Source organism: Bacillus sp. FJAT-22090 (genome assembly GCF_007676755.1).
Taxonomy (GTDB): domain Bacteria; phylum Bacillota; class Bacilli; order Bacillales_A; family Planococcaceae; genus Psychrobacillus.
Window position 1 is genome coordinate 94,013 of record NZ_VEBK01000005.1, and the last position, 14,258, is coordinate 108,270.

Here is a 14,258-nt window from a genome sequence, read left to right on the forward strand (position 1 = left end):
TTTCAAAAAATTAGGATATGTAAACATTATTTTTTAATAATTTTAAGCGTTTTCATTCACAAAATCGCCCAATATGATTATACTAGAATTGTAAGGATTTAAAGGTACATAATACATACAGATGATTCTTTGTTCATCGAAAAAAATCGAACGAAGTATTATACTGTAGAAGGGGAGATTTCGAAATGACAACAACTCGTGGTTTAGAAGGCGTTGTAGCTGCGGAGACTGCCATCAGCTCCATCATTGATGACACACTAACATACGTTGGCTACGATATTGACGATTTAGCAACAAATGCAAGCTTTGAAGAAGTAGTGTATTTACTATGGCATAAACGCCTTCCAAAGGCAGAAGAATTAGCAGAGCTAAAACAACAATTAGCCGACAATATGGCAGTTCCTCAAGAAGTTTTAAATCACTTCAAAACTTATCCAATTGAAAAAGTTCATCCAATGTCCGCTCTAAGAACTGCTGTTTCTATGTTAGCATTATATGATGATGCTGCAGAGGATATGTCTGACGAAGCTAATTACTTAAAAGCTATTCAGTTGCAAGCAAAAATTCCAACTCTAGTAACAGCATTTTCACGCATCCGTAAAGGATTGGAACCAGTTGCACCTAAGACAGATTTAGGATATGCAGCAAACTTCTTGTACATGCTTTCTGGCGAACTTCCAAAAGATATTGAAATAGAAGCATTTGACAAAGCGCTTGTCCTACATGCTGATCACGAGTTAAATGCATCAACTTTTACTGCTCGTGTTTGTGTGGCAACTTTAGCTGATATGTATTCAGGCGTTGTAGCAGCTATCGGTGCATTAAAAGGGCCCCTTCACGGTGGAGCAAACGAACAAGTAATGAAAATGTTAACAGAAATTGACTCACTTGATAATGTAGACGCTTATATTAATGATAAATTAGAAAACAAAGTAAAAATCATGGGCTTTGGTCACCGAGTATATCGTAAAGGCGACCCACGTGCGAAACATTTACGTGAAATGTCTAAAAAACTTACTACTCTTCGTGGTGAGTCCAAATTATATGATATGTCCGTTCGCATTGAAGAAATTGTTACTGGCCAAAAGGATTTACCGCCTAACGTAGATTTCTACTCTGCTTCTGTTTATCATTCTTTAAATATTGATCATGACCTTTTCACACCTATCTTTGCTGTATCACGAGTATCTGGTTGGTCTGCGCATATTCTTGAGCAATATGCAAACAACCGCTTGATCCGTCCACGTGCGGAGTATGTTGGACCTGGCATGCAAAAATATATCCCAATTGAAGAAAGATAATAGTAGTTGTTCAAAAAATAACCCTAAACATTTTTAGGTTGAAGACCATATGATTAAGATAGTAGGAGGAAATAATAAATGACAACTGGTAAAATCACTGTAGAAAATGGAGTACTTAACGTACCTAACACAGCAATTATCCCTTTTATTGAAGGAGACGGAACTGGTCCTGATATTTGGGCAGCAGCATCACGTGTTTTAGAAGCTGCAGTTGAAAAAGCATACAATGGCGAAAAGAAAATTGAATGGAAAGAAGTACTTGCTGGACAAAAAGCATTCGATCAAACAGGTGAATGGTTACCACAAGAAACTCTTGATGTGATCAATGAGTATTTAATCGCTATTAAAGGACCTCTTACTACACCAATTGGTGGTGGTATTCGTTCTTTAAACGTAGCATTACGTCAAGAATTAGATTTATATACTTGCTTACGCCCAGTTCGTTATTTCACTGGTGTTCCTTCTCCAGTAAAACGTCCTGAAGATACTGATATGGTTATTTTCCGTGAAAATACAGAAGATATCTATGCTGGTATTGAGTATGCAAAAGGCTCGGATGAAGTGAAAAAGCTAATTGAATTCCTTCAAAATGAAATGGGCGTTAACAAAATTCGATTCCCTGAAACTTCAGGTATCGGGATCAAACCTGTTTCAGAAGAAGGAACAAAACGTTTAGTTCGCGCTGCACTTAACTACGTTATTAAAGAAGGCCGCGAATCTTTAACACTAGTTCATAAAGGTAATATCATGAAGTTCACTGAAGGAGCTTTCAAAAATTGGGGTTATGAAGTTGCTGAGCAAGAGTTCGGCGATAAAGTATTTACTTGGAATCAATACGATCAAATCAAAGAAGAACAAGGAACAGAAGCTGCTGATAAAGCTCAAGCTGATGCACTTGCAGCTGGTAAAATCTTAGTGAAAGATTCTATCGCCGATATCTTCTTACAACAAATCTTAACTCGTCCAAAAGAGTTCGATGTTGTTGCTACAATGAACTTAAATGGAGACTATATTTCGGATGCATTAGCTGCTCAAGTTGGTGGAATTGGTATTGCTCCAGGAGCTAACATCAATTACGTAACTGGACATGCAATTTTCGAAGCAACTCATGGTACTGCTCCAAAATATGCTGGTTTAGATAAAGTTAACCCATCTTCTGTCATTCTTTCAGGTGTATTAATGCTTGAACACCTTGGATGGAACGAAGCTGCTAAACTAATCATGGATTCAATGGAAAAATCTATCGCTTCTAAAGTTGTAACTTATGACTTTGCTCGTCTGATGGATGGGGCTACTGAAGTTAAATGTTCTGAGTTCGCAAATGAACTAATCAAAAACATGTAATTGTATAGAACTTTGTTTTTAGAGAGGGATTTCCCTCTCTCTTTTTATAAGGACAAAAGGAGTGTTACGAAATGACTTTGAAACGTAATAAGATCTCAGTAATCGGCGGCGGTTTTACTGGTGCTACTACAGCATTCTTACTTGCACAAAAAGAACTAGGAGATATCGTTCTCGTTGACATTCCACAAGTCGAAAACCCTACTAAAGGGAAAGCGTTGGATATGGCGGAGGCTGGTCCGGTACTAGGTTTTGATGCAAATATTACGGGTACTTCCAACTATGAAGATACAAAAGATTCGGATGTTGTTATTATCACTGCTGGTATTGCACGCAAACCTGGAATGAGCCGTGACGATTTAGTTCAAACAAACCAAAAAGTAATGAAAGCTGTTACTGGCGAAATCGTAAAATATTCCCCTCATACAACAATTATTGTATTGACTAACCCAGTCGATGCGATGACTTATACAGTTTATAAAGAGTCGGGTTTACCAAAAGAGCGAGTAATTGGACAGTCGGGTGTACTTGATACAGCTCGTTTCCGTACATTTGTTGCTCAAGAGTTAAACCTATCTGTTAAAGATGTGACTGGTTTTGTTCTAGGAGGGCATGGAGACGATATGGTTCCTTTAGTAAGATATTCGTATGCTGGAGGTATTCCATTAGAAAACCTAATTGACGCTAAACGTTTAGAGGAAATCGTTGATCGCACTCGAAAAGGGGGAGCGGAAATTGTGAATCTTTTAGGGAATGGTTCTGCTTATTATGCTCCAGCTGCATCCCTAGTTGAAATGGCCGAAGCAATTCTTAAAGATCAAAAACGTGTATTACCATCTATCGCTTATTTAGAGGGTGAATATGGAATGGACGGTATTTATCTTGGGGTTCCAACTGTCCTTGGGGCAGGCGGTATCGAGCGAATACTTGAGCTTGAATTGACGGAACAAGAAAAAGAATTATTAAGCAAATCTGCTGATTCCGTTAAAGCAGTTATGAAAGTTTTAGTATAGCCAAAAATACATCTATCGAGCAGGGAAACCCGCTCGATTTTTTTTGTACTTATTGGTAAGATAGAAGTAGCTAATTGATAGGAGGATGAAGTATTGTTGTTGGGAAAAACACGGAAAATGGGTAGGAATATAAATGATTTAGTTATTGGAGAAAAATTGACACTCACTGAAAAAATAGAAGATAAAGATTTACTTCTATATTTAGGGTTAACAAATGATAATAATCCTTTATATATTCAGCATGATTTTGCTTCCAAAACAATTTATGAAAAGCCTATTGTTCCTCCAATTATGTTACTGGGTATAATTACAGCCGCAATTTCAAAACATTTACCTGGTCCAGGAGCGTATATAACAAAGCAAGACATCACTTTTCCAGCACCAGCTTACCATTATTCTACTTTAGAATTTGTTTTTGAAGTGAAAGAGATTGATGTGCATTCCAATGAGATAGAAATCTCCGTACTGGCTAAAGATGAACAAAATAATCAAGTACTAGCTGGTAATTTTTATGTCAAACCTCCAGCTATAAAAAGTAACAAAATGTTGTGATGAGTCAAATGATTTGGAATGGGGGTTTCAAATCAATTTGGGAGGCATAAAATGAGAAAAGTATTAGTTGTGGATGATGAGAGTTCGATTGTAACATTATTAAAATATAATTTAGAAGATGCAGGCTTTGAAGTTATAACTGCAAATGATGGACTTGAAGGGCTAAAACGTACAATAGAGGAGCGTCCGGACGTAATCGTGCTAGATTGGATGTTACCTCATATGGATGGAATGGAAGTTTGTAAAGAGCTCCGTTTAAAGAAAATCCAAACACCTATCATTATGCTTACTGCAAAAGATGAAGAGTTCGATAAAGTACTTGGTCTTGAATTAGGTGCAGATGACTATATGACAAAGCCTTTTAGCCCGCGTGAAGTAACTGCTCGTGTCAAAGCGATGATCCGACGTTCTGGCATTTCTTCTGGACCTTCAACTAGTGAAAAGTCAACAGAAGAAACTTATACATTTGGACCGTTACAGATTTACCCGGAACGATTTGAGGTTTTATTAAATGATGAACAGATTGAGTTCACACCAAAGGAATTTGAATTACTTGTTTACTTAATCGAAAACAAAAATCGAGTGCTAACTCGCGATCAATTATTAAGCGCAGTTTGGAATTATGATTTTGCAGGAGATACTCGTATAGTAGATGTTCATGTCAGTCATTTACGCGAGAAAATAGAAGAGAATAGTAGAAAGCCAATTTTCATCAAAACAATACGCGGACTAGGGTATAAATTCGAGGAGCCAAAGTTTTAATGAAGAAATTCCAATCCAAAATATTACGAACATATTCTATAATAATTGGATTCATATTAGCTGGTCTAGGTCTTGTTCTTGGACAGCTTTTTCCCATTTTTGTGAACCATTCTTCTACTGTATTGATAGATTCAAAAGTGAACCAAGTATCTACTTTTTTAGATACAACGGAGCTTTCAAAAAAAGAACAGTTGAATATAACAAAAATGCTAAGTTCCACTTTTCATCATAAAGAAATGGCAAATGAGCAAAATTCAATTTGGCTATTTTTATTTTTCCTATTATTAATTACTTTTTTTATTGCATTATTTATTGGTGCAAATATTTTTAGGAAATATGCACAACCTATCGAGCATTTAACGGAAACTGCAATGGAGCTAGCGAGAGGAAACTATCGGATACGTGCTTTTGAAGATGATTACTCGGGCATGTCCAAGTTAAGCAATTCCATCAATATACTAGCGCGTAATTTACAAGATATTTCGATTATGCGGGAGACGGAAAAAGAGCGATTAAAAACATTAATCGAAAATATGGGCAGTGCACTTGTGATGATTGATCGAAATGGTCTTGTATCGATTGTAAATCGCTCTTTTTTGGATCATTTACAAATTTCTTTTGAAGCTGTCGATGGCAAATTATTTCGACAAATTGGTCTTCCGGAGAAAATTGAGGCTTTTATTGATAAATTATTTTTGACGGAAGCGTCGAATAGAGAACAAATAAAAATTAAACAGAATTTACATACGTATTATATGGATGCTTATGGAGCACCTGTTATTGGGGAACATGGAAGATGGCTTGGAATCGTTGTTGTTATGCACGATATTACGGAACTTGTTAAGTTAGAGCAAGTGCGAAAAGATTTTGTGGCAAATGTTTCTCACGAGCTAAAGACACCTGTAACATCTATAAAAGGTTTTTCAGAGACCTTATTATATGGAGCCTATAAGAATGAAGAAACATTATTATCTTTTTTGGAAATTATTCATAAGGAAAGTAATCGATTGCAAACCTTGATCAATGATTTATTAGATCTGTCTAAAGTAGAGCAAGTCGGCTACGAAATGAATATTCGTAAAGTGCATTTAAATGATATATTAAATCGCAGCGTTGAAATGACAACGCATTTATTAGAAGAAAAAGAGATGGAACTAGCGTTAACGATAGATAGCTCAGTAGAAGTCTTAGGAGATGCCAATCGTTTAATGCAAATCATGATGAATCTACTTACAAATGCAATCACGTATTCATCGGATCATACAACTGTACATATTTCGGTTTTTAAAGATGAAAAGTATGGTATATTCCAAATTCAAGATGAAGGAATAGGAATTAGTAAAAAAGAGGTTACTCGCATATTTGAACGTTTTTATCGTGTAGACCGTGCAAGGAGTAGAAATTCTGGCGGCACAGGACTGGGACTTGCTATTGTAAAGCATCTTGTTGAAGCGCATCACGGACGAATAGAAGTAAAAAGTGAAGTTGGAAGAGGTACATGCTTTATTGTGTACATCCCCCTTGTTAAAAGTTAATGGAGGTATTTATGAATAATCAACCCTTTATCCCGATTATTGTTGGGACAGATATGAATGCTTATAATATGGCAATTTCCTTCCATGAGGAATATAATATAAAACCAATTTTAGTCGGTAAAGAAGAAATGTCCTTTACTAAATGGAGCAGCGTTATCGAACATGTGGAAATTCACGCTAACCTATGGGACAAAACGGCGTTCGTCACTGTTTTAAGTGAAGTAGCCCAAAAATATAAAACTGCTGGTAAAGAGTTGCTGTTAGTAGGGACAAATGATTTTTATGTTCGTCTAATAATCGAAAATGCAAACGCACTAAAAGAAATGTATGTATTTAACTATATGTCCGAGGAATTAATGAATAATCTCCTTGTAAAATCGAATTTTTATAAGCTTTGCGAAGAGCATGGAATTGATGCACCAAAAACATATTACTATTCTTGTGCAAAAAAAGAGCCTTTCACGGAGGAAGTATTATTCCCCTTAATCATTAAACCAAGTAATGGCGTTCAGTATTATAAAAATAAATTTCCGGGTCAACAAAAAGTATATCGAGTAGAAACTAGAGAAGAACTTAATGATGTGATTAATAAAGTGAATGCTAGCGGATATTTAGAAGATCTTATTATTCAAGATTATATCCCTGGTGATGACACATATATGTGGGATTCTGTATTTTATATGAATTCTAAAGGTAAAGCGGAATTAAGCACACTGGCTCAAGTTGTACTGCAAGAACATACTGTGACTGCTATTGGGAACTATACAGCGCTTATTACAAGATATGATGAAGAATTGATGAAAAAGCTTCAACATTTTTTAGAGGCGGTCGGGTATGTTGGCTTTGCTAACTTTGATTTGAAGTATGATGAGCGTGACGGAAAATTTAAAGTGTTCGAAGTAAATATTAGACAGGGTCGTTCAAGTTATTATACGACAGCACTTGGGCATAATATGGCGAGATACTTTGTAGATGATGTAATTTTTCATAAAGAAAAACCATTGACATTATTAAACGAACATTATTTATTTACTGTAGTTCCGAAAGTTGTATTAAAAAAATTCGTTGATAATGTGGAGATTCAAAAAGAAATTCGCATGTTGTTAAAACAAGGCAAATGGGGAAATCCGATGTTTTATAAAAACGATACAAGTTTTACTAGAAAACTGTATTTGATAGCCCGTCAATTTAATTATTATAAAAAATATAAAAATAATAATTGGTAAGGAAAAGTTTACATTGTATTCATAATAGATTTACAATCATCTGATACATTTAAATAGACCCCTTTTCCAAATGATTTACCTAAAAAAAGCTAGCGCTATGCTAGCTTTTTTATTATTTCAAGTGATTCTATTAAAATTTCCGCTTTATTATAGGGATAATGTGTACTAGAGTGACCGATGAGCCACCCCCGCCGTATAGGCGTCGTTGGGCTGTCACATCTGGCCACATCGTGTGGCAACGCCTTCGTGACCAACATCTTGTTGGTTTCGGCAGGAGTCGCCGCCTAAAGAGAAAATCAAATAAAATTGCTTCCTCTACGAGCAAAGAATGTTGCTATGCGAGCATAAAAGTTTAATCCGTCCAAAATGTTGAGAGTAACGACTGAAATGTTGCGCAAATATTAATGGACGATCTCATCCATTTAAATTAAGCGGATTCTTCATGGAAAGTGCATAGTAATTAGTGCCCTCTAGCATTTGCGTGGAGAATTGGTTGCGCTCGTTGTCAATTTGGTTGCTTTCAAGCGCAAACTGGTTGCTCCGCATAGTGAATTGGTTGCTTTCACGAGCTATTTGGTCTCGCTTAGCCATTTCCTAACTTTTAATGGCTAATATATACAGATAAAAGCGTCTATTTGGAGGGATTGGAGCTGAAGGGCGGCGACTCCAACGGGATCAAGTGAGTAAGATGAGACTTCACAGGCGACCGCCAAAGCGGACGGTGAAGGCTCATCGCTCACCCCGTGGAAAGCGTCCGTCCTGCAGCGGAAATCCAAGCAGACACTTCCCTTAAAACATACTTTCCCTAAATGTGACACATTTAAATAATCATGAGCAATGATATTTTTGAAACCAAATGTGTCGATATTCCGTAAAAGAATTATACATATAGAAAGGGGATATGAAATGAGCAGCAAAAGATTAATATCAATTATTGTTACTTCCATCATAGGAATTATTTTATTGTCAGCTGTATTTACATCATGGTATACAGTAGATGAATCAGAACAAGCAATAGTAATAACATTTGGAGAGGCTAGCGATCCTATTACGGAATCCGGATTAAAATTTAAGATGCCATGGCCAATTCAAAAAGTAGAGAAATTATCAAAAGAAACATTTAGTCTAAAGTTTGGATATAAGCAATCGGCTGATGGCGAAATTGAATCCTTTGATAAGGATACTAAAATGATTACGGGTGACGATAATATAGTCTTGACTGATTTAGTAGTTCAATGGAAAATTACCAATCCAAAAGCATATTTGTTTAACTCAGAAAATCCTCAGGAATTGCTACATGATGCAACTTCAGCGTCCATCCGTTCAGTAATAGGGAATTCAAAGATAGATGATGCATTAACTTCTGGAAAAGCTGAAATAGAAGCGGATACAACCGATCTACTTGCTTCATTGATTGAAAAGTACAATATTGGGGTAACTGTGCTCACTGTTAAATTACAAGATGTTGAGCTTCCAAATGATGAAGTTCGTTCTGCATTTATGGCTGTAACCGATGCCGAAGAAACAAAAAATACAAAGGTAAACCAAGCAGGAAAATATGAAAACCAAAAAATGAGTGAGGCAGAGGGAGAAAAAGATGCGATAATTTCAAACGCTACGGGTCTAAAAATTTCCCGAATTGAACAAGCAAAAGGAGACGTCGCATTATTTGATAAGCTTTATGCAGAATATCAACATAGTAAAGAGATAACAAAAGAGCGGCTTATCATGGAAACGCTAGATGCTGTATTACCGAATGCACAAATTTATATTATGAATGATGATGGTGGGACGATGAAATATTTGCCTCTACAACAGTCAGTTCAACCTGTAGTAACAAATACTGAAACAACCACTGAAGAAGGGGGCGGTCAATAATGGCAGATAAGCATAATCCTTTTTCCAATCTAGAGGAAAAGTTCAAAAACGTTGAAAAGAAGCCCAAAAAAGAAAAGGCACCAATTGATTTTAAGAAACACTATAAATCGTTTATTACTATTTTTCTAACCTTTGTTGTAATAGTGATTTTGTTTGCTAATGTGTATGTTGTAAAAGAAGGAGATTACAAGATTATTCGGCAATTTGGTGAAGTAGTGGGAGTAAAATATGAACCTGGCATTTATATAAAAACCCCGTTCATTCAAAGTGTGACGACTATCCCAAAATATCAAATGAACTATAAGCTTTCAGAAAAAGAAATAAATACAAAAGATAAACGACGAATCATTATTGATAATTATGCAGTGTGGCGAGTTGTAGATCCAAAAGAAATGATTAAGAGTGCGGGAAGCTTAGTCGGTGCAAGCTCCCGTATGGAAGAGTTCATCTATTCTGTTGTTCGTTCCGAGCTTGGGCAGTTAGAATATAATGATATTATTAATGATGAAAACTCCTCTCGTGGTAGTCTAAATGACCAAATTACAGCCGAAGTAAATGAACATCTGAAAAGAGATAAATATGGAATTGAAGTAGTGGATGTCCGTATTAAACGAATAGACCTACCAGAAGAAAACGAGCAATCTGTTTATAATGAAATGATTTCGGAACGTCAAAAAATAGCACAAAAGTTTTTATCTACTGGGGATGCGGATAAACGACGTATTGAAGCTGAAACAGACCGCAAAGTTAGTGAAATGCTAGCTCTTGCTAAAAAGGAAGCTTCCGTTATTGAGGCAGAGGGAGAAGCAGAAGCAGCAAAAATCTATAATCAGTCATTCTCAAAAGACCCAGAATTTTATTCGCTTTATCGAACATTGGAATCGTATAAAAAAACGATTGGAGAAGATACGATGATAATTATTCCATCTGACTCTCCATATGCAAAAATCCTTTCTGGCTACTTAGAATAGGAAGGTATAACAATCGTCATTCCCCTTGCTATCGTGGTAAGATATAGGGAATGACGATATTTTTTATTTTCATACAGAAAACCAGTTGACTAAAAAGTTAAGACCTGGGTGAAAGTCGTAGCATAGCGGTAGTTTCCCCATTTAAAATAAGGAGTGAACGTTTATGACATCCGAAAAAATACTTTTATTAGATGGAAATAGTCTCGCTTATCGAGCATTCTTTGCATTGCCTTTATTGACAAACGAACATGGTATACATACTAATGCAGTATATGGATTTACAATGATGTTGCAAAAGATTATGGAAGAAGAAAATCCAACACATATGCTTGTCGCATTTGATGCTGGTAAAACGACATTTAGACATTCGACTTTTGGAGAATATAAGGGTGGAAGGCAGAAAACTCCGCCTGAGCTTTCTGAGCAATTTCCTTACGTTCGTAAGTTAATTGACGCTTACGGTATTAAACGTTATGAATTGGAAATGTATGAAGCTGACGATATTATTGGTACTTTAAGTAAACAAGCAGAGTCAAAAGGGCAACATGTAGTGATTGTTTCGGGAGATAAAGATTTAACCCAGCTAGCTACGGATAATACGACTGTCTATATTACTCGTAAAGGGATCACGGATATAGAAAAATATACACCTGCTCACGTGAAGGAAAAGTACGGACTTACCCCTTTACAAATTATTGATATGAAAGGCCTTATGGGAGATGCTTCTGATAATATTCCCGGTGTGCCAGGGGTCGGTGAAAAAACGGCGATTAAATTATTAAAAGAGCATGGCTCCGTTGAAAATCTGTATCAGGCATTGGATACAGTGAGTGGTGTGAAACTAAAGGAAAAATTAGTAGCAAATGAAGAACAAGCAAAGATGAGTAAAATACTTGCGACTATTGAGACGAATGCGCCAATCGAGGTTTCGGTGGATGACTTAACATATAGTGGACCTAATATGGAAGAAGTTATTGAGGTTTGGAAAGAACTTTCTTTTAAAACGTTGCTGGAGAAAACAGATTTTGTGGCAGAAGAACAAGAGACGACAGAACTGGTATTTACAGTATTAGAAGAAATAGATGCGTCCATATTAAAAGAAGAAATGGCGGTACATCTTGAAATGTATGACGAGCAGTATCATACATGCGAACTGCTAGGAATTGCTTTAAGCGATGGAGAGCAATCGTATTTCATACCGGGAGTTTCGGCGTTTGAGTCCAAAGAATTTTGTGCTTGGTTGGAGAATGATTCGAAGAAAAAATTATTAGCAGATTCTAAGGCGACACAAGCGGTAAGCAGAAAACACAATGTCAGTATACAAGGTGTTGAATTTGACATGCTGTTAGCTGCCTATATTGTCAATCAATCTATTTCCTCAGGGGATGTCTCAACACTTGCAAAAGAATTTGGTCATTACAATGTATGGACAGATGAAAGCGTCTATGGAAAAGGTGCGAAAAAATCTACCCCTGAACTGGAAAAGCTTGCAGAACATGCTGCAAGAAAAGCACAAGCAGTATGGCAGTTGAAGCCAGTACTAGAACAAAAATTAGAAGAGAACGAACAATTTGCACTGTATAAAGAATTAGAACTGCCGCTTGCATCTATTCTAGGAACGATGGAATCGGATGGCGTGAAAGTGGACAAACAAATTCTTGTAGAAATGGGACATGATTTAGATATTAAATTGAAATCGATTGAACAGGATATATATGCGCTTGCAGGTGAACAATTCAACATTAACTCTCCTAAACAACTTGGTGTTATTTTATTTGAAAAGATTGGCTTAACCCCAATCAAAAAGACGAAAACGGGTTATTCTACCGCAGCAGATGTATTGGAAAAGTTAGCTAGTGAACATGAAATAATAGAACAAATTCTCCTTTATCGTCAGCTAGGTAAGTTGAATTCAACTTATATAGAAGGATTATTAAAGGAAATACATGCCACAGATGGTAAGATTCATACACGTTATCAACAAGCGTTAACTTCAACTGGGCGTTTAAGCTCCATAAATCCTAACTTACAAAATATACCGATTCGTTTAGAAGAAGGAAGAAAAATTCGAAAAGCATTTGTACCTTCCCATCCCGACTGGGTTATGTTCGCTGCGGACTATTCACAAATCGAACTGCGCGTTCTCGCTCATATGTCAGAGGACAAAAACCTAGTGGAAGCATTTAATAATGATTTAGATATCCACACAAAAACGGCAATGGATGTTTTCCATGTTGAAGCAGAAGGCGTTACATCGGATATGCGAAGAGCTGCCAAAGCAGTTAACTTTGGTATAGTTTATGGGATTAGCGATTATGGTTTATCGCAAAGCTTGGATATTACGAGAAAAGAAGCAGCAACATTTATTGAGCAATACTTAAATAGCTTCCCGGGAGTAAAAGACTATATGGACGACATTGTTCGAGAAGCTAAACAAAAAGGATTTGTCACAACGATATTAAATAGAAGAAGATATTTACCAGAAATTACGAGCTCCAATTTTAATCTTAGAAGCTTTGCAGAGCGCACAGCGATGAATACACCAATTCAAGGCAGTGCGGCAGACATTATAAAAAAAGCGATGATTGATATGGCGCAGCGTTTGAAAGATGAAAACATGCAAACAAAGATGTTATTGCAAGTGCATGATGAGTTAATCTTTGAAGCACCAAAAGAAGAAATTGAATTACTAGAAAAAATTGTTCCAGAAGTTATGGATACAGCAATTAAATTAATCGTTCCATTGAAAGTAGACTATGCATTTGGTGCATCTTGGTACGATACAAAGTAAGGGGTTTTTGATATGCCAGAATTACCAGAAGTGGAAGGGGTCGTTCGGTCTTTACAACCAATTGTAACTGGTAAAACGATTCAGTCGGTGGATGTCTCGGAAACAATTATCACATCGAAGGCAAATGGCAAAGAAGCCATCATTAAAGGGGTAGATGTAATATCTTTTTGCAACGCACTGCCCCAAATGACAATTGAAAAAATTGAAAGACGTTCCAAATATATTTACTTCCATTTAGCAAAGGATGGTGTTCCTTATTTACTCGTTTCCCATCTCGGAATGTCTGGAGCATGGTTTTATGTTAAGAACTTGCATGAGATTGAGGAAGAAAAGTTTAAACGGCATTCGCATGTCATTTTCCATTTAGAGGATGATGACATGCTTGTTTATGCCGATATCCGACGTTTTGGAGAGCTGCGTTTATTAGATAAGGAGGCAGACTATCCACCGTTATTGCTAATGGCACCAGAACCCTTCGATCAAGAAGCTCTTGACCATTACTTGGCAATGAGTACTTTACCGAAATACGAAAATAAGGCGATTAAAGAATTTATTATGGATGGGCATGTTGTTTCGGGATGTGGGAATATATACGCAACTGAAGCATTGTTTCGTTTGAGAATACACCCAGCTCGTAAAGTAAAACGTATTAGTAAAGAAAGAAAAATACAGTTATTTAACGAAATTGTCATTGTTTTATTAGATAGTATTGAAAACGGGGGAAGTACTATTTCCGATTATCGTTCTATCAATGGGGAAGCCGGCAACATGCAAAACAGACTGCTAATGTACGGCAAAAAGAGTTGTCCTATTTGTGGACGAAAGACGATGCAGAAAACGATAGGTTCTAGAACTTCCACTTATTGTGGTACATGTCAAAGGTAATGG

The 14,258-nt window shown here is 36.5% G+C and carries 12 protein-coding genes; 11 read left to right on the forward strand and 1 reads right to left on the reverse strand.

The annotated features are described in order from the left end of the window. Positions 1-185: 185 nt before the first annotated feature. From citZ to FS486_RS08710, 7 genes are all read left to right on the forward strand, one after another. Complete coding sequence (citZ, locus tag FS486_RS08680; RefSeq protein ID WP_144510941.1) at positions 186-1,301, forward strand: citrate synthase; 1,116 nt, start codon at positions 186-188, stop codon at positions 1,299-1,301. 78 nt (positions 1,302-1,379) lie between these two features. Continuing rightward, complete coding sequence (icd, locus tag FS486_RS08685; RefSeq protein ID WP_142608541.1) at positions 1,380-2,645, forward strand: NADP-dependent isocitrate dehydrogenase; 1,266 nt, start codon at positions 1,380-1,382, stop codon at positions 2,643-2,645. A 71-nt stretch (positions 2,646-2,716) separates the two neighbouring features. Then, the gene (gene mdh, locus FS486_RS08690; RefSeq protein WP_144510942.1) at positions 2,717-3,655 is read left to right on the forward strand and encodes a malate dehydrogenase; all 939 of its coding nucleotides are present in this window, start codon (positions 2,717-2,719) and stop codon (positions 3,653-3,655) included. 93 nt (positions 3,656-3,748) lie between these two features. After that, on the forward strand, positions 3,749-4,207 hold the full coding sequence (locus FS486_RS08695) for a MaoC/PaaZ C-terminal domain-containing protein (protein ID WP_144510943.1): 459 nt from the start codon (positions 3,749-3,751) through the stop codon (positions 4,205-4,207). Between the two features lie 51 nt (positions 4,208-4,258). Beyond that, entirely contained in the window at positions 4,259-4,969 is a 711-nt protein-coding gene (locus FS486_RS08700) for a response regulator transcription factor (RefSeq protein WP_144510944.1), read from the forward strand. Continuing rightward, a complete protein-coding gene (gene pnpS / locus FS486_RS08705) occupies positions 4,969-6,504 on the forward strand; it encodes a two-component system histidine kinase PnpS (protein ID WP_144510945.1) in 1,536 nt (511 codons plus the stop codon). Before FS486_RS08700 ends, pnpS begins: the two co-directional genes overlap by 1 nt. 11 nt (positions 6,505-6,515) lie before the next feature. Next, positions 6,516-7,730: a carboxylate--amine ligase gene (locus FS486_RS08710; protein ID WP_144510946.1), complete on the forward strand. Its 1,215-nt coding sequence runs from the start codon at positions 6,516-6,518 to the stop codon at positions 7,728-7,730. Positions 7,731-8,144: 414 nt separating this feature from the next. Here the strand turns inward: FS486_RS08710 and FS486_RS20115 are convergent, their stop codons facing one another. Further along, positions 8,145-8,321 (reverse strand): hypothetical protein, encoded by a 177-nt coding sequence (locus FS486_RS20115; protein WP_186321400.1) that lies wholly within the window; start codon positions 8,319-8,321, stop codon positions 8,145-8,147. Between the two features lie 315 nt (positions 8,322-8,636). On the opposite strand from FS486_RS20115, the gene hflK reads away from it, so the two are divergent. The 4 genes from hflK to mutM all read left to right on the forward strand — a co-directional run bounded on the left by hflK (position 8,637) and on the right by mutM (position 14,255). After that, positions 8,637-9,608: an FtsH protease activity modulator HflK gene (gene hflK / locus FS486_RS08715; RefSeq protein ID WP_144510947.1), complete on the forward strand. Its 972-nt coding sequence runs from the start codon at positions 8,637-8,639 to the stop codon at positions 9,606-9,608. Next, positions 9,608-10,579, forward strand: a complete 972-nt coding sequence (gene hflC / locus FS486_RS08720; RefSeq protein WP_144510948.1) for a protease modulator HflC — start codon at positions 9,608-9,610, stop codon at positions 10,577-10,579. Before hflK ends, hflC begins: the two co-directional genes overlap by 1 nt. 163 nt (positions 10,580-10,742) lie before the next feature. Beyond that, on the forward strand, positions 10,743-13,370 hold the full coding sequence (gene polA / locus FS486_RS08725; RefSeq protein WP_144510949.1) for a DNA polymerase I: 2,628 nt from the start codon (positions 10,743-10,745) through the stop codon (positions 13,368-13,370). Between the two features lie 12 nt (positions 13,371-13,382). After that, entirely contained in the window at positions 13,383-14,255 is an 873-nt protein-coding gene (gene mutM / locus FS486_RS08730) for a bifunctional DNA-formamidopyrimidine glycosylase/DNA-(apurinic or apyrimidinic site) lyase (RefSeq protein WP_144510950.1), read from the forward strand. Positions 14,256-14,258 lie beyond the last annotated feature (3 nt).

What these genes read in the sequence shown, in the direction of transcription:
- citZ (WP_144510941.1), top strand. Translation starts at nt 186, where the DNA reads ATGACAACAACTCGTGGTTTAGAAGGCGTTGTAGCTGCGGAGACTGCC.
- icd (WP_142608541.1), top strand. Translation starts at nt 1,380, where the DNA reads ATGACAACTGGTAAAATCACTGTAGAAAATGGAGTACTTAACGTACCT.
- mdh (WP_144510942.1), top strand. Translation starts at nt 2,717, where the DNA reads ATGACTTTGAAACGTAATAAGATCTCAGTAATCGGCGGCGGTTTTACT.
- FS486_RS08700 (WP_144510944.1), top strand. Translation starts at nt 4,259, where the DNA reads ATGAGAAAAGTATTAGTTGTGGATGATGAGAGTTCGATTGTAACATTA.
- pnpS (WP_144510945.1), top strand. Translation starts at nt 4,969, where the DNA reads ATGAAGAAATTCCAATCCAAAATATTACGAACATATTCTATAATAATT.
- FS486_RS08710 (WP_144510946.1), top strand. Translation starts at nt 6,516, where the DNA reads ATGAATAATCAACCCTTTATCCCGATTATTGTTGGGACAGATATGAAT.
- FS486_RS20115 (WP_186321400.1), bottom strand. Translation starts at nt 8,321, where the DNA reads ATGGCTAAGCGAGACCAAATAGCTCGTGAAAGCAACCAATTCACTATG.
- hflK (WP_144510947.1), top strand. Translation starts at nt 8,637, where the DNA reads ATGAGCAGCAAAAGATTAATATCAATTATTGTTACTTCCATCATAGGA.
- hflC (WP_144510948.1), top strand. Translation starts at nt 9,608, where the DNA reads ATGGCAGATAAGCATAATCCTTTTTCCAATCTAGAGGAAAAGTTCAAA.
- polA (WP_144510949.1), top strand. Translation starts at nt 10,743, where the DNA reads ATGACATCCGAAAAAATACTTTTATTAGATGGAAATAGTCTCGCTTAT.
- mutM (WP_144510950.1), top strand. Translation starts at nt 13,383, where the DNA reads ATGCCAGAATTACCAGAAGTGGAAGGGGTCGTTCGGTCTTTACAACCA.